The organism is Butyrivibrio sp. VCB2006 (assembly GCF_000420945.1).
In the GTDB taxonomy this organism is placed as follows: Bacteria; Bacillota; Clostridia; order Lachnospirales; family Lachnospiraceae; genus Butyrivibrio.
Genome location: NZ_ATVX01000024.1, coordinates 14215 through 33149 on the forward strand (window position 1 = coordinate 14215; position 18935 = coordinate 33149).

At 41.0% G+C, this 18935-nt stretch carries 29 protein-coding genes and 1 pseudogene; 2 read left to right on the forward strand and 28 right to left on the reverse strand.

Going from position 1 to position 18935, the window contains the following annotated elements; genetic code table 11:
• Positions 1 to 119: 119 nt before the first annotated feature.
• The 22 genes from secY to rpsJ all read right to left on the reverse strand — a co-directional run bounded on the left by secY (position 120) and on the right by rpsJ (position 11236).
• On the reverse strand, positions 120 to 1439 hold the full coding sequence (gene secY, locus G613_RS0116340; RefSeq protein ID WP_029233638.1) for a preprotein translocase subunit SecY: 1320 nt from the start codon (positions 1437 to 1439) through the stop codon (positions 120 to 122).
• Positions 1439 to 1879 (reverse strand): 50S ribosomal protein L15, encoded by a 441-nt coding sequence (gene rplO / locus G613_RS0116345; protein ID WP_029233639.1) that lies wholly within the window; start codon positions 1877 to 1879, stop codon positions 1439 to 1441. The genes secY and rplO overlap by 1 nt, the downstream gene beginning before the upstream one ends.
• A 119-nt stretch (positions 1880 to 1998) precedes the next feature.
• Positions 1999 to 2184, reverse strand: a complete 186-nt coding sequence (gene rpmD, locus G613_RS0116350; RefSeq protein WP_013280014.1) for a 50S ribosomal protein L30 — start codon at positions 2182 to 2184, stop codon at positions 1999 to 2001.
• A 16-nt stretch (positions 2185 to 2200) separates the two neighbouring features.
• A complete protein-coding gene (gene rpsE, locus G613_RS0116355) occupies positions 2201 to 2710 on the reverse strand; it encodes a 30S ribosomal protein S5 (protein WP_013280013.1) in 510 nt (169 codons plus the stop codon).
• Positions 2711 to 2728: 18 nt separating this feature from the next.
• Positions 2729 to 3097 carry a 50S ribosomal protein L18 gene (gene rplR / locus G613_RS0116360; protein ID WP_026490022.1) on the reverse strand — a complete coding sequence of 123 codons (369 nt, stop codon included), beginning with the start codon at positions 3095 to 3097 and terminating at the stop codon, positions 2729 to 2731.
• 19 nt (positions 3098 to 3116) lie between these two features.
• The gene (rplF, locus tag G613_RS0116365; protein ID WP_029233640.1) at positions 3117 to 3656 is read right to left on the reverse strand and encodes a 50S ribosomal protein L6; all 540 of its coding nucleotides are present in this window, start codon (positions 3654 to 3656) and stop codon (positions 3117 to 3119) included.
• Between the two features lie 15 nt (positions 3657 to 3671).
• Positions 3672 to 4073 (reverse strand): 30S ribosomal protein S8, encoded by a 402-nt coding sequence (gene rpsH / locus G613_RS0116370; RefSeq protein ID WP_013280010.1) that lies wholly within the window; start codon positions 4071 to 4073, stop codon positions 3672 to 3674.
• 274 nt (positions 4074 to 4347) lie between these two features.
• The gene (locus G613_RS0116375; protein WP_013280009.1) at positions 4348 to 4533 is read right to left on the reverse strand and encodes a type Z 30S ribosomal protein S14; all 186 of its coding nucleotides are present in this window, start codon (positions 4531 to 4533) and stop codon (positions 4348 to 4350) included.
• Positions 4534 to 4554: 21 nt separating this feature from the next.
• Entirely contained in the window at positions 4555 to 5094 is a 540-nt protein-coding gene (gene rplE / locus G613_RS0116380; protein WP_013280008.1) for a 50S ribosomal protein L5, read from the reverse strand.
• Positions 5095 to 5116: 22 nt separating this feature from the next.
• The gene (gene rplX, locus G613_RS0116385; RefSeq protein ID WP_013280007.1) at positions 5117 to 5446 is read right to left on the reverse strand and encodes a 50S ribosomal protein L24; all 330 of its coding nucleotides are present in this window, start codon (positions 5444 to 5446) and stop codon (positions 5117 to 5119) included.
• A gap of 12 nt (positions 5447 to 5458) precedes the next feature.
• Positions 5459 to 5827, reverse strand: coding sequence for a 50S ribosomal protein L14 (gene rplN / locus G613_RS0116390; protein WP_013280006.1), 369 nt, complete (start codon positions 5825 to 5827; stop codon positions 5459 to 5461).
• A gap of 23 nt (positions 5828 to 5850) precedes the next feature.
• The gene (gene rpsQ, locus G613_RS0116395; RefSeq protein ID WP_013280005.1) at positions 5851 to 6105 is read right to left on the reverse strand and encodes a 30S ribosomal protein S17; all 255 of its coding nucleotides are present in this window, start codon (positions 6103 to 6105) and stop codon (positions 5851 to 5853) included.
• A gap of 28 nt (positions 6106 to 6133) precedes the next feature.
• Positions 6134 to 6343, reverse strand: a complete 210-nt coding sequence (rpmC, locus tag G613_RS0116400) for a 50S ribosomal protein L29 (RefSeq protein WP_029233641.1) — start codon at positions 6341 to 6343, stop codon at positions 6134 to 6136.
• Positions 6333 to 6770: a 50S ribosomal protein L16 gene (gene rplP, locus G613_RS0116405; RefSeq protein WP_029233642.1), complete on the reverse strand. Its 438-nt coding sequence runs from the start codon at positions 6768 to 6770 to the stop codon at positions 6333 to 6335. Before rplP ends, rpmC begins: the two co-directional genes overlap by 11 nt.
• Positions 6770 to 7441 carry a 30S ribosomal protein S3 gene (gene rpsC, locus G613_RS0116410; protein ID WP_029233643.1) on the reverse strand — a complete coding sequence of 224 codons (672 nt, stop codon included), beginning with the start codon at positions 7439 to 7441 and terminating at the stop codon, positions 6770 to 6772. Before rpsC ends, rplP begins: the two co-directional genes overlap by 1 nt.
• Before the next feature lie 19 nt (positions 7442 to 7460).
• Positions 7461 to 7856 (reverse strand): 50S ribosomal protein L22, encoded by a 396-nt coding sequence (gene rplV / locus G613_RS0116415; protein WP_013280001.1) that lies wholly within the window; start codon positions 7854 to 7856, stop codon positions 7461 to 7463.
• A 30-nt stretch (positions 7857 to 7886) separates the two neighbouring features.
• Complete coding sequence (gene rpsS, locus G613_RS0116420) at positions 7887 to 8177, reverse strand: 30S ribosomal protein S19 (RefSeq protein WP_029233644.1); 291 nt, start codon at positions 8175 to 8177, stop codon at positions 7887 to 7889.
• Positions 8178 to 8188: 11 nt separating this feature from the next.
• The gene (rplB, locus tag G613_RS0116425) at positions 8189 to 9031 is read right to left on the reverse strand and encodes a 50S ribosomal protein L2 (protein ID WP_029233645.1); all 843 of its coding nucleotides are present in this window, start codon (positions 9029 to 9031) and stop codon (positions 8189 to 8191) included.
• A 93-nt stretch (positions 9032 to 9124) separates the two neighbouring features.
• Positions 9125 to 9424 carry a 50S ribosomal protein L23 gene (gene rplW, locus G613_RS0116430; protein WP_013279998.1) on the reverse strand — a complete coding sequence of 100 codons (300 nt, stop codon included), beginning with the start codon at positions 9422 to 9424 and terminating at the stop codon, positions 9125 to 9127.
• Positions 9424 to 10047 carry a 50S ribosomal protein L4 gene (rplD, locus tag G613_RS0116435; RefSeq protein WP_029233646.1) on the reverse strand — a complete coding sequence of 208 codons (624 nt, stop codon included), beginning with the start codon at positions 10045 to 10047 and terminating at the stop codon, positions 9424 to 9426. Before rplD ends, rplW begins: the two co-directional genes overlap by 1 nt.
• A gap of 27 nt (positions 10048 to 10074) precedes the next feature.
• Positions 10075 to 10758 carry a 50S ribosomal protein L3 gene (gene rplC / locus G613_RS0116440; RefSeq protein ID WP_029233647.1) on the reverse strand — a complete coding sequence of 228 codons (684 nt, stop codon included), beginning with the start codon at positions 10756 to 10758 and terminating at the stop codon, positions 10075 to 10077.
• 166 nt (positions 10759 to 10924) lie between these two features.
• Positions 10925 to 11236 (reverse strand): 30S ribosomal protein S10, encoded by a 312-nt coding sequence (gene rpsJ, locus G613_RS0116445; protein ID WP_013279995.1) that lies wholly within the window; start codon positions 11234 to 11236, stop codon positions 10925 to 10927.
• Positions 11237 to 11870: 634 nt separating this feature from the next.
• On the opposite strand from rpsJ, the gene G613_RS0116455 reads away from it, so the two are divergent.
• Positions 11871 to 12737, forward strand: a complete 867-nt coding sequence (locus G613_RS0116455; protein WP_029233649.1) for a class I SAM-dependent methyltransferase — start codon at positions 11871 to 11873, stop codon at positions 12735 to 12737.
• Positions 12738 to 12827: 90 nt separating this feature from the next.
• On the opposite strand, the gene G613_RS0116460 is transcribed toward G613_RS0116455, so the two are convergent.
• The 6 genes from G613_RS0116460 to G613_RS0116490 form a co-directional block, all read right to left on the reverse strand.
• Complete coding sequence (locus tag G613_RS0116460) at positions 12828 to 13592, reverse strand: GTP pyrophosphokinase (protein WP_029233650.1); 765 nt, start codon at positions 13590 to 13592, stop codon at positions 12828 to 12830.
• A 171-nt stretch (positions 13593 to 13763) separates the two neighbouring features.
• Entirely contained in the window at positions 13764 to 14999 is a 1236-nt protein-coding gene (locus tag G613_RS0116465; RefSeq protein WP_029233651.1) for an AfsR/SARP family transcriptional regulator, read from the reverse strand.
• A 30-nt stretch (positions 15000 to 15029) separates the two neighbouring features.
• The gene (locus G613_RS0116470; RefSeq protein ID WP_029233652.1) at positions 15030 to 15251 is read right to left on the reverse strand and encodes a hypothetical protein; all 222 of its coding nucleotides are present in this window, start codon (positions 15249 to 15251) and stop codon (positions 15030 to 15032) included.
• Positions 15252 to 15507: 256 nt separating this feature from the next.
• Entirely contained in the window at positions 15508 to 15669 is a 162-nt protein-coding gene (locus G613_RS19315) for an MBL fold metallo-hydrolase (RefSeq protein WP_196805076.1), read from the reverse strand.
• Between the two features lie 228 nt (positions 15670 to 15897).
• Positions 15898 to 17415 (reverse strand): sensor domain-containing diguanylate cyclase, encoded by a 1518-nt coding sequence (locus G613_RS18905; RefSeq protein ID WP_029233653.1) that lies wholly within the window; start codon positions 17413 to 17415, stop codon positions 15898 to 15900.
• Positions 17412 to 18479, reverse strand: a complete 1068-nt coding sequence (locus G613_RS0116490; RefSeq protein ID WP_029233654.1) for a substrate-binding domain-containing protein — start codon at positions 18477 to 18479, stop codon at positions 17412 to 17414. The genes G613_RS18905 and G613_RS0116490 overlap by 4 nt, the downstream gene beginning before the upstream one ends.
• Before the next feature lie 281 nt (positions 18480 to 18760).
• Between G613_RS0116490 and G613_RS19320 the strand changes: the two are divergent.
• Positions 18761 to 18935 (forward strand): annotated as a pseudogene (locus G613_RS19320) (IS5/IS1182 family transposase); the annotation flags it as partial.

Below are 18935 nucleotides of genomic sequence, written 5' to 3' on the forward strand. Positions count from 1 at the left end.
AGTGGATTTGCGCTAGCATAATTCTGCTCTTTGGGCCTTCCCTTAGCATTTTTCACTCAGAAAAAGAGAGGCTACAAAACTCGCCACAAGCGAGTCCTGTAACCTCTTTACATTTCATCTTAGTCTTCCAAGAAGCCTTTGTAATTACGTACCAGCATCTGAGATTCAATCTGCTTGATTGTCTCAAGGATAACACTTACCACGATGATAAGGCTAGTTCCACCGAATGAAACGCTGGCACCGAACACACCATTAAAGAAGATAGGTAATACACCAATAATTGTAAGACCACAAGCTCCAATAAAGATGATGTAGTTCAAAATGCTTGTAAGGTAATCACTTGTAGGCTTACCTGGTCTGATACCAGGAATAAAGCCACCCTGCTTCTTCATATTATCTGCAATCTCAAGTGGATTGAAGGTAATTGACGTATAGAAATACGCAAAGAAGATAAGCAATAAAATATAAACCAATAAACCAATTGAGTAATTCCAGTGATTTGGATTACACCAGTTACTCTGGTTAAGATATGCAATAAACTTGCCCCAGAAACCTGATCCATTATAGCCAACTAACTGACTGATAATGATAGGGAACTGGAATAAAGACATTGCGAAAATGATAGGCATAACGCCTGCTGTATTGACCTTGAGAGGAATCTCAGAACGGTTTCCACCGTAAGTCTTCCTACCCTGAATCTTCTTAGCATACTGAACAGGAATTCTACGCTCAGCGCCGTTAAGAAGAACAACCAATACTACCATTGCAACTATAACTGCAAGAATGATTATAGCTGATACAACTCCCCTAGCAATAGCCTTGCCACTTACGAACTGATCGTAAAGGGCTTTGAAATCTGACGGCATTCTTGAAAGAATGTTGATAGTCAGAACAATTGAAATACCGTTTCCAACCCCATTTTCTGTGATTCTTTCACCAATCCACATCAGGAATGCACTACCAGCTGTAAGGGCTGCTACAATCTGGATTACAAGAAAGATAGACTGCTCTGTGAGGAAGCCTGTGTTCCTGTAAAAACCAATTGCCATTGCAATGGATTCGATAAGAGCTAAAGCAACTGTTACATATCTTGTAAGAGCTGTAAGCTTCTTTCTTCCATCTTCGCCATCTCTCTGCCACTCTTCAAACTTAGGAATAGCAATTGTGAGAAGCTGAATGATAATGGAAGATGTAATGTATGGTGTGATATTGAGTGCCAGGATTGACATGTTCTCAAATGATCCACCAGTAAATCGATCCATAAAGCCGAAGGAATCGCTTTCTGTAAGATTCTTAAACCAATTCTGGAAAACTGAAACGTTCATTCCAGGTACAGGAATAGCAGATCCTAATCTGATTACACCAAGCATACAAATGGTGAAAAGAATCTTATTCCTTAATTCCTTGACTTTCAATGCATTCATTAGGGACTTAAACATTAGATCACCTCTGTTGTTCCACCAAGAGCCTCGATCTTCTCCTTAGCTGATGCGCTGAAAGCATTAGCTTTAACCGTAAGCTTCTTAGTAAATTCTCCGTTGCCAAGAATCTTCACGCCGTCAAGTTCCTTCTTGATGATTCCCTGGTCCTTGAGTGCCTGAATATCTACAACTGCTCCGTTGTCAAATACTTCAAGTGCGCTAAGATTGATGCCTACGATATTCTTGTGGTTGATGTTCTTGAAGCCTCTCTTAGGAAGTCTTCTGAAAAGTGGCATCTGACCACCTTCGAAACCAAGTCTTGGAGCTCCTGAACGAGCCTTCTGACCCTTATGGCCCTTACCAGCAGTCTTGCCATTTCCTGAACCATGACCACGGCCTCTTCTAAAATTATCGCTCTGCTTTGAACCCTCAGCAGGTCTTAAGTTGGATAATTCCATGATATTCCTCCTTATAAAAGCCGGGGCTCGTACCGCTCAACGCAGCGCACTTTAATATTATACACCACTCGCGTATACATGGAACAGCCCCGGTAACATTTTTTGCATCTTTTTTGAGATTAAATCTCTTCTACCTTAACGAGGTGTCTGATCTGCTGAATCTGACCTCTTGTTGCAGAGTTATCAGGAAGTTCAACAGAACTGTTAAGTTTCTTGAATCCCATTGATTTAACTGTTGCTACCTGCTTTGGGATAGCTCCGATAGTTGACTTAACCAATGTGATCTTAAGCTTCTTATCTGCCATTGATTTTCTCCTTCTATTAAGCGGTTACTTCTGCTACAGACTTACCGCGCTTAGCTGCAACTTCTTCAGGTGTCTTTAACTGAGCAAGACCATTGATTGTAGCATAAACAACGTTCTGCTTGTTGTTAGAACCAAGTGACTTTGTTCTGATATTTCTGATACCTGCAAGCTCACATACAGAACGAGCAGGACCACCAGCGATGATACCAGTACCTTCTGGAGACTTCTTAAGTAATACTTCAGCTGAGCCGAACTTACCTACGAAATCATGTGTAATACTGTTGTTCTCATCAAGAGGAACAGTAATAAGGTTCTTAGTAGCATCTTCCTTACCCTTACGGATAGCGTCTGGGATTTCTGTTGACTTTCCAAGACCAACACCAACGTGACCATTGTTGTCACCAACTACTACAAGCGCTGTGAACTTCATGTTACGTCCACCCTTTACAACCTTTGTTACTCGCTTGATGGTAACAACTTTGTCTGTCAATTCGAGCTGACTTGCATCTACGATATTACGCTTCATTTTGTGTTTTCTCCCTTCTTAGAATTCCAAGCCAGCTTTTCTAGCAGCCTCGGCCAATGCTTCTACCTTACCGTGGTAGATATAACCGCCTCTGTCAAATACAACGGCCTTGATGCCCTTCTCAAGAGCTCTCTTTGCAACAACATCACCGATCTTTGTTGCAGCCTCAATGTCGTCTGTATTCTTAAGCTCAGCCTTGATATCTTTTTCAAGAGTTGAAGCAGATACAAGTGTCTTGCCGGCAACATCATCAATAACCTGTGCGTAAACATGATTATTGCTTCTAAAAACAGCGAGTCTTGGTCTCTCAGCTGTTCCGCTAAAACGATTACGGATCTTCATGTGCTTCTTTACACGAATTTCCTGTCTGGATTCTTTACTAACCATTTTGCACTCTCCTTATCTATTATTTCTTACCGGTCTTACCAACTTTACGTCTGATAACCTCATCAGCATACTTGATTCCCTTGCCCTTATATGGCTCTGGAGCTCTCTTCTCTCTGATGATTGCAGCGTGCTGGCCAACCGCCTCTTTGTCGATACCCTTAACTGTGATTACCTGACCCTCTACAACTGTCTCAACTCCCTCAGGATCAACAAGTTCTACTGGGTGAGAATAACCAAGTGTAAGAGAGAGTGTCTTGCCGTTTTTAGCAGCTCTGTAACCTACACCGTTTACCTCAAGCTTCTTCTCGAAACCTTCTGTTACACCAACAACCATGTTGTTGAGAAGGCTTCTTGAAAGGCCGTGTAAAGCTCTTGTCTTCTTCTGATCGTCAGGTCTCTTAACTTCGATCTGACCGTCTTCCTGTGAGAAAGAAATCTCAGCAGGGAAAACTCTTGTAAGGGTTCCCTTAGGTCCCTTTACAGTCACCTTATTATTTTCTGCAACTTCTACTGTTACACCAGCAGGAACTGCGATTGGCATTTTTCCAATTCGTGACATGCCCGTACCTCCAATTTACCAAATGAATGCAAGAACTTCGCCACCAACCTGCAGCTCTCTTGCTTTTTTATCAGTTACAACGCCCTGGTTTGTAGAAATGATAGCAATACCAAGACCACCTAATACTCTAGGAAGCTCATCCTTGCCTGCGTATACACGAAGACCAGGTTTTGAGATTCTCTTAAGTCCTGTGATAACCTTATCGTTTCTGTCAGCACCGTACTTAAGTGTAATATGAAGATTCTTGAATGCTCCATCTTCAACAACGTCTAACTTCTTAATATATCCCTCTTCAAGAAGAATGTTTGCAATAGCAAGCTTCATCTTAGAAGAAGGTACATCAACAGTGTCATGCTTTGCAGTGTTTGCGTTACGAATTCTTGTAAGCATATCTGCAATAGGATCGTTCATTGCCATTTTAAAATTGCCTCCTTAATTATTTTTGCTTCGCCTTACTACTCCCCGAATTGAGCAGAGACACGAAGCCGCAATGTGAATGATATTGGTGTCATAAGACACAAATGCGTACATGTTTACATGTTAAGCATTTTGTCTTAATGACCCTAACAAATATGAGGAATTTGCACGATAGTGCTTATTCCGAATGTTTGTCGAATTGCGAAAGCAGTTATTCTGCGGAGCAATTCGAATATCATGCTAAAAAAGTTAATTAGTTACAGTATGATACCAATTACCAGGATGCCTTACGAACACCTGGAATCTCGCCCTTATATGCAAGTTCACGGAAGCAAATTCTGCAGATTCCGTACTTTCTAAGATAAGCATGAGGACGACCGCAGATCTTACAACGGTTGTAAGCACGTGTTGAGTACTTAGGTTTCATCTGCTGCTTCAACTTCATGGATAATTTAGCCATGTGTTATATTCCCTCCTATAATTACTTTGCAAAAGGCATATTGAACAGTGTAAGAAGCTCACGAGCCTCCTCATCTGTCTTAGCTGTTGTTGTGAAAATGATATCCATACCTCTTGTCTTGTCGATCTTATCATACTCGATTTCAGGGAAGATAAGCTGCTCCTTGATACCAAGTGCATAGTTTCCTCTTCCATCGAATGAGTTAGGGTTGATTCCTCTGAAGTCACGTACACGAGGAAGTGCAAGGTTTACAAGACGATCAAGGAAATCGTACATCTTGTCACCACGAAGTGTTACCTTACATCCGATAGGCATACCCTCTCTCAGTTTGAAGTTAGCGATAGACTTCTTAGCCTTTGTAATAACAGGCTTCTGGCCAGAAATAATAGCCATATCATTAGCGGCGTTCTCAAGAAGCTTAGCATTTTCCTTAGCTTCACCAACACCCATATTGATAACGATCTTGTCGAGCTTTGGAACTTCCATTACGTTCTTGTAACCGAACTTCTTTGTCATTGCATCAACGATCTCGTTCTTGTATAAATCCTTATATCTACTCAAAGTTATATACCTCCTTTCTTAATTAGTCGATAACCTCACCAGTCTTTTTAGCGATGCGGCTCTTCTTTACAACCTTACCGTTCTCATCTTTCTCAACCTTGAATCCGATCTTGGTAGGCTGTCCGTTATGAAGATACATAACATTTGAGATATCAAGCGCAGCTTCACGCTCAACAATTCCGCCATTAGGATTCTTTGCAGAAGGCTTCTCGTGGCAGATGGCCTTATTAACACCTTCTACGATAACCTTACCATTCTTCTTATCAACTGAAAGGACTTTACCTTCCTTGTCGATTTCACCACCGGCGATAACCTTAACCATATCACCCTTTTTGATCTTACTTGTTGACATATGGGCGCCTCCTTATAATACTTCCGGAGCGAGAGAAAGAATCTTCATGAACTTTTTCTCACGAAGCTCTCTAGCTACGGGTCCAAAAATACGTGTTCCCTTAGGCGTACCATCTTCATTGATAACAACAGCAGCGTTCTCATCAAATCTGATGTAGGAACCGTCCTTACGACGTGTCTCTTTAACAGTACGAACGACAACAGCCTTAACTACGTCACCCTTCTTTACAACTCCACCGGGTGTTGCTTCTTTAACAGAAGCTACTATTGTGTCGCCGATTCTCGCATATCTTCTTGTAGATCCACCCATAACACGGATTGTAAGAAGCTCTTTAGCACCAGTGTTATCAGCGACCTTCAGTCTACTTTCCTGCTGAATCATGATATTTCTCCTTTATTTTATGATTACTTTGCACGCTCAATTATGGATACAAGTCTCCATCTCTTATCCTTGGAGATAGGCTTTGTTTCCATGACCTTAACTGTGTCACCGATACGGCACTCATTGTTCTCGTCATGAGCCTTAAGCTTGTAAGTTCTCTTTACAATCTTCTTGTAAAGAGGATGCTTTACATGGTCCTCAATGGAAACTGTGATGGTCTTATCCATCTTATCGCTTGTTACTTTACCAACACGCGTTTTTCTTAAATTTCTTTCCACGATTATTTCTCCTTATTTAGTATGAGGCTTAGTTTGCAGCCTTAGCATTCTGTGTGATTACAGTCTGGATTCTTGCAATATTTCTTCTTACTTCTTTAATTCTTGCTGTATTATCCAACTGGTTTGTAGCGTTCTGGAACTTAAGGTTAAAAAGTTCCTTCTTAGCTGATACAAGCTCTGTCTGAAGCTCGTCAACTGACTTAGCCTTGAGCTCGTCTACATACTTATTAGTTTTCATTAGATACACCGCCTTCCAAATCAGCCTTAGAAACGATCTTGCATCTGCAAGGAAGCTTATGTGTCGCAAGACGAAGAGCTTCTCTAGCATCGGCCTCGGCAACTCCGCCGATTTCGAACATTACACGACCTGGCTTAACAACAGCTACCCATCTATCAGTTGCACCCTTACCGGAACCCATACGTGTTCCAAGAGGCTTTAATGTGATAGGCTTGTCAGGGAAGATTTTGATCCAAACCTGACCACCACGCTTGATGAAACGTGTCATAGCTACACGGGCTGCCTCAATCTGGTTTGAATTGATCCAGCAAGGCTCAAGCGCAACTATTCCGTACTCACCATAACTAATTGTGTTACCACGAGTGATTTTATGAGCCATTGAACCGCGGAACTGCTTGCGGTGCTTAACTCTCTTTGGCATTAACATTATTTATCGCTCCCTTCCTTATCTGAACTCTCACCTGCTCTGGTTGGAAGTACTTCACCCTTATAGATCCATACCTTTACACCAACCTTACCGTAGGTTGTATCTGCTTCAGCAAAACCGTAATCGATATCTGCTCTAAGAGTCTGAAGAGGAATTGTACCCTCGCTGTAGAACTCTGAACGAGCGATATCAGCGCCGCCAAGACGACCTGAGCAGCATGCCTTGATACCAAGTGCATCTGTCTTCATTGTTCTGCTCATGCATGACTTCATAGCTCTTCTGAATGATACACGGTTCTCAAGCTGCTGAGCGATGTTCTCTGCAACAAGCTGTGCATCCTTATCAGGCTTCTTGATTTCCTTAATGTCAACAAGAACCTTCTTGTCTGTGAGCTTTGAAAGCTCCTTCTTAGTTACTTCGATTTCAGCACCGCCCTTACCGATAACAACACCAGGCTTAGCTGTGTAAACGATAACCTTAACTCTATCTGATGCTCTTTCGATCTCAATCTTAGAAACACCAGCTGCATATAACTTCTTCTTCAGAAATTTTCTGATATTGTAATCTTCTACCAGATTATTGGCGAAATCAGCAGACTCAGCATACCACTTTGAGTCCCAGTCAGCGATAACACCAACTCTGAGGCCATGAGGATTAACTTTCTGTCCCATTTCTAGGTTCTCCTTTCAATTATCTCTCGTCCAAAATAACAGTCAGATGACTCATTCTCTTGTTGATTCTGTATGCTCTGCCCTGTGCTCTAGGCTGAATTCTCTTCATAATAGGGCCGTTGCTTGCAGTGCACTCAGCAACATAAAGATTAGCTCTGTTCATACCTTTGTTGTTCTCTGCGTTAGCTACAGCGCTTGCAAGAAGCTTGTAGATTACGCTAGAAGCATATCTAGGATTGTACTCGAGAATTGCAAGTGCAGTCTCTACATCCTTACCTCTGATAGCATCCATGACAAAGCATGCCTTCTGAACAGGTATTCTTGCGTAAGATAACTTTGCAAAAGGTCTTGTTTCTTTATTGTCACGATTTCTTTCTCTTTTGATCTTTGATCTATGCTTGATTTCCATTTCCATGGATATTTCCTCCTTTCATCGAACGAATAATTAGTGTACGCTGCTCTTTCTCTCTGCGGGAGAATTTCCAGCATGTCCTCTGAATGTTCTTGTAGGAACAAACTCACCAAGCTTGTGTCCAACCATATCTTCAGTAACATATACAGGAATATGCTTTCTTCCGTCATGAACAGCAATTGTGTGTCCAACAAAAGACGGGAAAATTGTAGAACGACGTGACCAAGTCTTAACTATCTGCTTCTGGCCCTCAGCGTTCATAGCATCTATCTTCTTAAGCAGGCTTGCGTCTGCAAAAGGTCCCTTTTTAAGTGATCTAGACATTTTATTCCTCCTTATTTGATAGCCTTACCGTTTCTTCTTCTTACGATCAGCTTGTTAGAAGCCTTCTTAGCCTTACGTGTCTTATAACCAAGAGCTGGCTTACCCCATGGTGTGCTAGGACCAGAACGTCCAATAGGTGCTCTACCTTCACCACCACCGTGTGGATGGTCGTTAGGGTTCATAACAGAACCACGAACTGTAGGACGGACACCCATGTGACGAACACGACCAGCTTTACCATAGTTAATAAGGTTGTGATCACCATTTCCTACAACACCGATTGTTGCACGGCACTCGATAGGAACCATTCTCATTTCGCCTGAAGGAAGACGAAGTGTTGCATACTTACCCTCTTTAGCCATAAGCTGAGCAGCGTTACCAGCTGATCTAACCATCTGGCCACCCTTTCCAGGATAAAGCTCAATGTTGTGTACGTTTTCACCGACAGGAATCTGTGAAAGTGGGAGGCAGTTACCAACACGGATCTCTGCGTTAGCACCGTTCATAACTGTCATGCCATCTGTTAATCCGTTAGGTGCAAGGATATAAGCCTTTGTGCCATCCTCGTACTGGATAAGTGCGATATTTGCTGATCTGTTAGGATCATACTCAATTCCGATAACCTTTGCAGGCATATCGTCCTTGTTTCTCTTGAAATCTACGATTCTGTACTTAACTCTGCCGCCGCATCCACGATGTCTAACAGTGATCTTACCCTGGTTGTTACGACCAGCCTTGCTGTTCTTTGAAACAATGAGGGACTTCTCTGGAGATGACTTTGTGATCTCTGAGAAATCTGATCCAGTCATGTTTCTTCTGGATGGGGTATATGGGCCGTATTTCTTAATTCCCATGATTATTTCTCCTTTTTATTTATCACGCATCTAATGATTTATCATTTGAATCCCGGACTCATTCTGGATTCGTGCGTATAGTTTACTGTTGAATTAGAGTCCCTGGAAGATCTCGATGTCCTTGCTGTCTTCTGTCAGCTGAACGATTGCCTTCTTAGTCTTAGCTGTGAAACCAACGATCATGCCACGTCTCTTTCTCTTACCAGCGGCGTTGATTGTGTTTACCTTAGCAACCTTTGTTCCTTCGAACATCTTCTCTACAGCTTCCTTGATCTGTGTCTTGTTAGCTTCAGGATTAACAAGGAAAGTGTACTTCTTCTCTGCCATGCCGTTCATGCTCTTCTCAGTAAGAACTGGCTTAAGGATTACGTCATAATACTGTAATGCTGCCATTAGCAATACACCTCCTCAATCTTTGCAACTGCATCCTTTGTAAGGACGAGTGTTCTAGCGTTTACGATATCATACACATTAAGTGTGTTTGTAAGTGTTGTGTTAGCCTCAGCAAGGTTTCTTGCAGAAAGTACTACATTCTGATCATTGTCAGCAAGTACAACAAGTGCCTTACGTGTAGCCTTGAGGTTGTTCATAACCTCTGCGAATCTCTTTGTCTTAATCTCATCAAACTTGAGCTCGTCAACAACAACGATGCTGTTGTTCTGAACCTTATCTGTAAGAGCAGACTTAAGAGCAGCTCTCTTCTCTTTCTTGTTCATCTTGAAAGAGTAATCTCTTGGAACTGGAGCGAATACAACTCCGCCGCCCTTCCACTGAGGTGCTCTGATAGATCCCTGTCTAGCATGACCTGTTCCCTTCTGTCTCCAAGGCTTTCTTCCGCCTCCGGAAACTTCAGAACGTGTCTTTGCTTTCTGTGTACCCTGGCGCTTATCAGCGAGCTGCTGAAGAACAGCCATGTGTACGAGATGTTCATTTACTTCAACTCCGAAGATAGCATCGTTTAAATCGATCTTGCCAACTTCTTTGCCTTCCATATTGTAAACAGATACATTAGCCATCTGTATGGTTCCTCCTTTCGCGTTCTATTAGCCTACAACCTTAACGGTTTCCTTGATTGTAACAAGTCCCTTCTTAGGTCCAGGAATAGCGCCCTTTACAAGAATAAGATTCTTGTCAGCATCTACTCTAACAACCTCAAGATTCTGAACTGTTACTTTTACACTGCCCATGTGACCAGGCATTCCCTTGCCCTTGAATACGCGGCTAGGATCTGAACTTGAACCATTAGAACCCTGATGACGGTGGAACTTGGAACCGTGTGCCATAGGTCCTCTGTGCTGACCATTCTTCTTAATAGCACCCTGGAATCCTTTTCCCTTTGAAATAGCTGTTGCATCAATCTTGTCGCCTTCAGCGAAAACATCAGCCTTGATTTCTGCACCAAGTGCATACTCTGCAGCGTTCTCAAGCTTGAACTCTCTTACATATCTCTTGCAAGAAACTCCAGCCTTCTTGAAATGTCCCTGCTCAGCCTTTGTTGCACCGTGACGGTGGTAGATTGTCTTGTTACCATTCTTGTCCTTGTTAACAACCTTTTCCTTCTTGTCAACAAATCCAACCTGAACTGCGCTGTAACCATCATTCTCAACTGTCTTGATCTGAGTTACTACGCATGGTCCTGCCTGAAGAACAGTTACAGGAACCAGTGAACCATCTTCTTTGAAGATCTGGGTCATTCCGACCTTAGTAGCTAAAATAGCCTTCTTCATGTGTTTTACCTCCTTATTACGTCTACAGCGGATGCTTACTTCGTTCGCAATGTCGCTTTAATTGCTATTTGCAATTCTCCAGTTGTCACGGCATCATGCGTCTCGCATCATACTAGTAGAGGTGAATTGATTGTTTCTTTATAATGAACAACAACCGAATCGGTTATTATTTCATCTTGATATTGATGTTTACACCAGCTGGCATCTCGAGTCTCTGAAGAGCCTCAACTGTCTTAGATGTTGGTGTAATGATATCGATAAGTCTCTTGTGTGTTCTCTGCTCGAACTGTTCTCTGGAATCCTTATACTTGTGAACAGCTCTTAAGATAGTAACAACTTCCTTCTTAGTAGGAAGTGGAACTGGTCCTGAAACCTGTGATCCGTTCTTCTTGACTGTCTCGATAATCTTCTTGGCAGATGCATCAACAAGCTGATGATCATAAGCCTTAAGTGTAATTCTCATTACCTGATTTGCCATAAAAAAAGTCGCCTCCTTTTCGCACTTTTTGAATTAAGTACGACAAGCGGTGACTGTACACTCTCCCGTGTGTGTCCACAACCTCATTACAAACAAAGTTGTCCCGAACACTTTGCACGTCGTTTCTGCCTTGGGTTAGTCGGCAGACTTCAATTTACTGTACAGTGACTTGTCGTCAGTTTGTTTGGCCTTTATAGCTGGCCCTAGACATTCGCTCCACGGAAAACCTGCTCAACTGGATAAGCAGCAACCTCACGCTTCATAGCTATCATGTCACAGCGTTTATGAGTATAAAACATTTTTTTCTGATATGCAACTACTTTTTTAAAATTAATCACTTTTATCGCAAAATCAGTGTTTTTCGACAAGATTTCTTGATTTATTTTAACATCTTGTCTTCTACTAATGACTAAAAACCGTCTATGTAGTAGAATGTGGTACATTGCTGTTTGAATATACTATAATATAGTAAGAACAGGTGCTACCCCTCTTGCATCAATATACGTACCACACTGAGTACAGATGATAGCACAGGGTGACACAAATAACCATTACCATTCTATAAAAAATTATAAACAGTTTATAATGTAAGATGTTTTATCACACTTCATTATATATAGGAAGGAATATATTTATGTGGATTGCAGATGGATGGAAAGATTATGAAGTAATCGACACTTCAAGTGGCGAGAAGCTTGAACGTTGGGGCGACTATATGCTGGTTCGTCCGGATCCCCAGGTAATATGGAATACAGAAAAAAAGCATTTCGGCTGGAAGAATTTCAACGGCCATTATCACCGTAGCAACAAAGGCGGAGGAGAATGGGAGTTCAAGAATCTCCCTGAGGAATGGACCATTAATTATAGAGACCTCACCTTTAATCTTAAGCCTTTCAGTTTCAAGCACACAGGTCTTTTCCCGGAGCAGGCAACTAACTGGGATTGGTTCTCTTCATTAATAAAAGAAGCAAATCGTCCGATTAAGGTTCTGAACCTCTTCGCTTATACCGGTGGTGCTACTGTTTCAGCCGCCAAGGCCGGAGCCAGTGTTACTCACGTTGATGCTTCCAAGGGAATGGTTGGCTGGGCCAAAGAAAATGCTGCTTCATCAGGTCTTGCCGATGCTCCAATAAGATATCTCGTAGATGACTGTGTGAAGTTCGTAGAAAGAGAAATCAGACGAGGCAACAAGTATGACGCAATAATAATGGATCCTCCTTCTTACGGAAGAGGACCCAAAGGTGAAATCTGGAAAATCGAGGAATCTGTTTTCCCATTTATTAAGCTTTCAGCTCAGCTGCTTTCAGATGAACCGCTTTTCTTCCTGATCAACTCATACACTACAGGCTTACAGCCCGCTGTATTGTCTTACATGCTCCATACAGTACTTGATCCGATTCACAAGGGCAGCATTGAAGCTCAGGAAATCGGTCTTCCCGTTAAGAGTAACGGTCTTGTACTTCCATGCGGAGCAAGCGGAAGATGGACTGCTCATAACTGATCATCTGAATAGGCCGCTAATAAATCAACCATATGTCAAAAGAAAAACTGAGTACCTTCTATATAATCATAGAAAGTACTCAGTTATTTTTTACTGTGCATCCTCACTTGCATCAATCTTTTCTCTGATCTGCTGCATTCTCAGATCAAGCTGATTGATAAGATCGGCACTGAACTTAAGGTCATCAGAAATTACTTCCTGATTCTCAATATTCTTTTTATATTTCATCTTGTGTTCAAGACTTGCCCAGAAATCCATAGCTATGGTTCTAAACTGAACCTCAACCTTCATATACTCTTTTTCCTGAGTCAGGAAAATTGGAATCTCAATGATGAGGTGAAGGCTTCTGTAGCCGCTATCCTTAGGAGTCTCAATATAATCCTTGCGCTGAAGAACCCTGATATCATCCTGCTGTGCCAGACAATCTGCCAGCATATAAATATCATCAACAAATGAACATATAACTCTGATTCCAGCAATATCAGATAAATGATTTCTCACATTATCCAGCGTAAATTCAATGTTTCTGCTGCGTAATTTCTTGTATATACTAACCGGAGTCTTGATCCTCATTTTAATGGATTCAAAAGGATTTCTGTTATTCCTGAGAGAAAGCTCTTTATTCAAAACATCAAGCTTGGTTCTAACCTCAGATAAAGCACAATCGTACTTCATCATCAAAATCTGAAAATCCTTAACCTGATCTCTCATGCCAAGAATTTTCTCAATGTCATTAGCTGAAATATCCTTAGAATCTACGATACCATCTAATTCTTCAAGCTCTTCTATATCATCAATATCTTCTGTAAGTTTGGCAAAGTCTAACTTGGAATAGTCAAGATGCTTAACTGCCATAGGCTTCACACCCTTTCGTACACATAATTCTTATCATAGTATAACAATATTCTTTTAACGTTGTGTGAAGTAAATATAAATTTTTCCTAAGAGCCCAAAATTCCGCGTAGCTAAGTCGCCACGCGGAATCCTCATAGTGAAAACCACAATACCCCCTATTGTGTTATTACCTTATCTAGCCTCGGCAAGTTTCTCAGGAAGATCAGCAAGTGATACTACGCTGTACTCAATCTCTGCTCTCGGACCGGCCAGCATCTTGTACTTGCTCAGAATCCTTCTGTAAACTATCTTACAGCTCTCTTTGCTTGTTCCAACCAGCAGTAAAAGAAACTGAGATGAAGAATACTTACAATATGTATCACCCTGTCTAAGAGTATAGGAAATGGCATCCTGAATGAGCTTTCCTCTAATTTCCAGCTTGTTCTGATTAGCAATCTTTTTTCCCTCATAATCTACAAGGGTAAGGAGCATCATGTAAACTGACTGTCCGCTTCTTTCCATATTGCGGCTAAGAATGTGATAAGCATCGATGAAGCTTGGATATGAACAGTCATAAGCTCCGCCATCATTCTTGGCGATACTCTCACGTCTCTCTAAGATATCGTCTCTGATCTGGAGAATCTTGTTTGGCATATTGGTAATCTGTCTGCTCATTTTGTCATAGCATTCAAGCAGATCATTACTTGGTGTAATGCCAAGTTCATCAGTATAGTATCTTACAGTCTCATCATAAATTCTGTAAGCTTCTTTATAATTATCCATTCCGATAAGTGCATTTATTTCGCCAATCTGCCACTCATCATCAGGATAAAGCTCCGCTGCCTTCTTGTATACCTTATAGGTAGCGTCAAAATCTTTTCTCTTCTCATAGTACTCACCAAGTGATACAACACATTCAGAATACATTTTCTGTAGCTGTACACTCTTGATGATTACCCATTCCTGTGTTGACAATTCCGGAAGAAGCTCTGACCTATAGAGATCAAAAGCCATTCTATAAAGCTTCATTTCCTCTGCCGGATCCTGCGCTTCTCTTGCCTGTAATACGCATTCGATAAAGCTTCCGGCATCAGATTCAACCTCTACTTCATCATCGATATAGAAGTAACCATCTCTGTTAACAATATACTCACACTCGGGAAGCCCAGATTTTCTGAGCTGCTTGTGCATCTGGTAAATCAGATTATTGAAGCTATTGTTTACATTTGACTGTTCTTCTCTGTCATAAAGTGTATTAACAAGGCTGTCTCTGGAAACACCCTGTGATCCACTAAGCCAGACGATCTCTAAAAGCTGAATATATTTGGAAGTCTTGTTTTTACCTATAGAGATATTCTTCCCCTCATAGTTAATCGCAAGACCACCGAACAATTGAATTTGAAGTTTAACTTTATTCCCCTGAGCCATATCAATACCTCTTCGGTCAACACTGACTACTTAATTAACTTCCTGCTTTGCCAGTTCCACTCTGTTCCCACTGTAGTTACAAACACCAATGCTGTCACTACTTAGATTACGGTTATCAGCCCTAAACTCTGACCACTTACAACACCAACACTCCCTCATCGGAACAAGAGCTCCGTCATCAGGCTCCCAATGTTCACAGCAGTGATTCTCCGGAACTATTAAATTGCCTTCATTGTTGTACTTAAATTCCATACTAAGCTCCTCTTAAAAAAGAAGACATATATATTTCTTACAATTATAATCTAGCATGAAAAAATATTTCATATATAGCAAATGTCGCAGATTGCATTTTTTTTGTCGCAGATTGTATTTTTTATGATTGATCAGTAGAAAAAACCGCTATCACTGCCATACATTAAATTAAAGGAGGAGCACTTTGCCCCTCCTTTAAAACTTTATTTCAAAAGTCACAACACCTGCAATTCCTGCCTTTTTAAAAAACGCAGGATCATTTTTCTATCTTCAATTCTTCACCTGGTCGCAGAATTATTCTGCCAGGCACATCATACCCTGCCCCTGCAAAGGGATCCACATATATCGTCTTGCCCTCAACTGTCGTGATCCTTACGCTTGCATGCCCCTGATAAAACAGCTTCGCTACTTCTCCCATATTCTGCCTCCTTCTCAATATTCATTCCTGATATCCACAGGCAGTTCTCTCGGTGTCTCCTCTATTATGCTAATTTCTTTTAATGGAATAATCGTAGACATACTTCTCCCCTTTTCTTTTCTCCATACAAGTCTATGATATATCAGCGCAATCAAAAAGAGAAGCATCTTAGCTTCTCTTTTACAGTCAGTGACTGGGATTAAACGCTCTTTGCATCATAAATGCTTATTACTGCGGTTTAGTTTCATCAAATTCTCTTGTTCTTGCTCCCATGTTCTTTAATTCTTTTTTGCGCTCATACATAATATGATCTGCTCGCTCAAATATGTCATGTAACTGTTCATCACCAGGCTGAAGTGTTGAACAGCCGATAGAAACAACAACTCCATTGTTTTTGATATTTTCTTCTATCTGTCTATTAAAAGCAGCAATTGTTTCGTGTCTTATATCATATCCTTTTCCAAGCAAAATAACTACGAACTCATCACCACCAGTTCTATAAACTGAACCATGAGAGAAAATGTCACATATAAGAGAACTTGCATCCTTGATAAGTTGATCACCAGCTGCATGTCCTTTCGTGTCATTGACATACTTAAGACCATTTATATCACATGCAACAAGCGCCAGCTTATCAATAGCTCCACCACGAATCTTGAAGTTTAGTTGGGATTCCGTCTCCATGTAGGCATGCTTGTTTCTTACTCCAGTCATTGAATCAGTATTAGCCATGCTCTTGAAGGCTTCACTGTTTTCTTTTTCTTCATCGAGTTTTTCTTTTGCTACACGCCTTATCATGTAGAATAATATAGCTGAGAAAATGGTAGCTACTACAAGCAGGAATAATATCTGAACGCGGTTAGTAAGAAGACTCTTTTCACTGATCTCCTGAATCTGATTCTGAATAACACTCTCGCGTATCATTACAACCAGCTCCCAACCGGTGTCAGGCACAGGCTCGTAGCATATAGTATCCACTACATCATTTATAGTAAAAGTCAGTGTTCCTCTTTTATTATTTGCGAAATCATCACGAAATGAATTCCACTTTTCCTCAGAAACATTCTCTTTTGTAGCATCAAAAATATTCTCTGTCCCGATAAGCGGGCCAAGCTCTGTCTCAGAAATATTTCCACCATTTGTAGAATACAGCGCAAAATGCGTACTTTCCTGATCGTCAAAAGCAAGCAGCTCAACTATATCGTTAATATCTATCTGAACAAAACAAGCTTTAAACTGTTTGTCCATTATCTTTATATCTACCGGGATTGCCAGACAAAGATCAATGGATGAACCATAAACAAAGACAGTACTTATCATTTTGCTATCCAAAGTCTTCTTCGCAAGGAACGGATGTCTGCTACCGCCTGTATATGTAGTATACTGCGTATAAACAATATCATCCTCATCAACAAGCGCAAAACGATTAAGAGACAACAGCCTCTTCATTCTTCCAATTGCCTCTCGAAGATCATCCTGGGATTCTATCTTTTCGCCATCTATGACGCTTACAGCCTTTTCCATATAGTCAAAATTATTATTAATCAGGTTTGTAATTGTCTTGGCACGTCTGTCTGCCATAGATTCAAGATAAAACGCACTTACAGCAGACACAGCCTGATTTGTAGACGAAATAGCCTGTTTAGAAGCCCAATACGTATTGGCGATTACCATTACCATGATAAGAGCACTTCCTATCGCCGCAGTTATAGTCACTGCCTTTTCAGTAATCCTCTTTCTTTTCATTGTGAAACGTCTCCATACAAGACCTCAAGCATAGGCACAGCATCATCCTGGTAGATGATGGTTGTACTTTCATCAGTCTTGTCCGGGAAAAGATCTCCTGGTAAATTTCCATCTGCGATTTTTACAGCAACCTGCAATGTATCAAAACCAATAGAATAGCAGTCTTGTACTCCAAGACAATAGATAACACCATCTTTGAGATAATTAAGAGCCTCCTGATCATGATCCATTCCTACGATCACTGCCTTACTTCCAAGCTCTGTAACTGCTCTGGCTGCCCCAACAGGATTACTCATATTACAGCATACAAAGCCTGCAATATCAGGATTATCCTTAAGCATCTTTACAGCCAGTTCATAGGCCTTATCGATGAAGTCCATATCATACTCAACTGCTACTATTTCCATATCTTTATATTTGGCAATAGTATCCTTGGCTCCCTTTGCTCTGTCTTCATGACATGGAGCTCCGTAGCTTCCAACAAGTATTCCTATCTTACCTTTGTAGCCAAGCTTTTTGCATAACGCTTCTGTTAAGTCTGCTCCATCCTGGTAGTTATGTGTATTTCCTACGTATGCAATCCTCTTACAATCAGGAGCTGCATCAGAGCTGGAAAAAGTCATGACCTTATTGCCTGAAGCCACCATTTTATCCAGTACAGGAGATATCTTCTCCTCATCTGCCACGTCTACTCCAATTACATCGTAATTACCTTCCTGAGCCTGTAATAATCTCTTAGTCTGATCCTCGTAGGAAGCTGCATCTGGGGCCATATACTCATAAGTAATAACTATGCCCTTTTCAAGATACTTCTTCTGAGCATCCTCCATTCCAAGCGCAACAGCATCCCACCACGGATGAACTATCTTATAAGTAAAGTAGAAATTATATTTCTTCTTGGCCGGTTCGTAATCATCAAGACTATGTTCAAAATCTACAACACTATCAGTGGCGTCCACCTTTGCTCCAGTATCCGCAGCATATCCGCTACTAGTACATGCAACAACAAGACAAAATGCTACTATCAGAGCTTTGCGAAATATGTTATTCATCTTTTCAGCCATAGCATTCCTCCTTGTAGACATAGTTATAAATAAATATAATATTCTACAATAAATGATACTATATTTCGCTAGTTTGTATTCTTAAATATGTATTAAAGTATTTATAACAAAAAATAAGAGAAACGTAATTACTTACGTTTCTCTCAGACTGTAGACAAAGTCCACGGCATTTGCCGTGGATTTTTCTTTATAAAAGTGCCGAAAACCCAGTATTTATCTGGGCTTGAGGCACTTTTTCTGGTATAATAGAAGTATCAAAGTTGGGGATGGGGATTGCCTTTATGATGACTTCTAATACCGAAAGAAAGCGTGAACAAATGCAGTTTGTGAGCATGGACGATCTGGTTCCACAGGACCACATGCTCAGGCTTATTGATAAAGCCATCGACTGGTCATTCATATATGATCTTGTTGAAAATAAGTATTCTTCAGACATGGGCAGACCCAGCATGGATC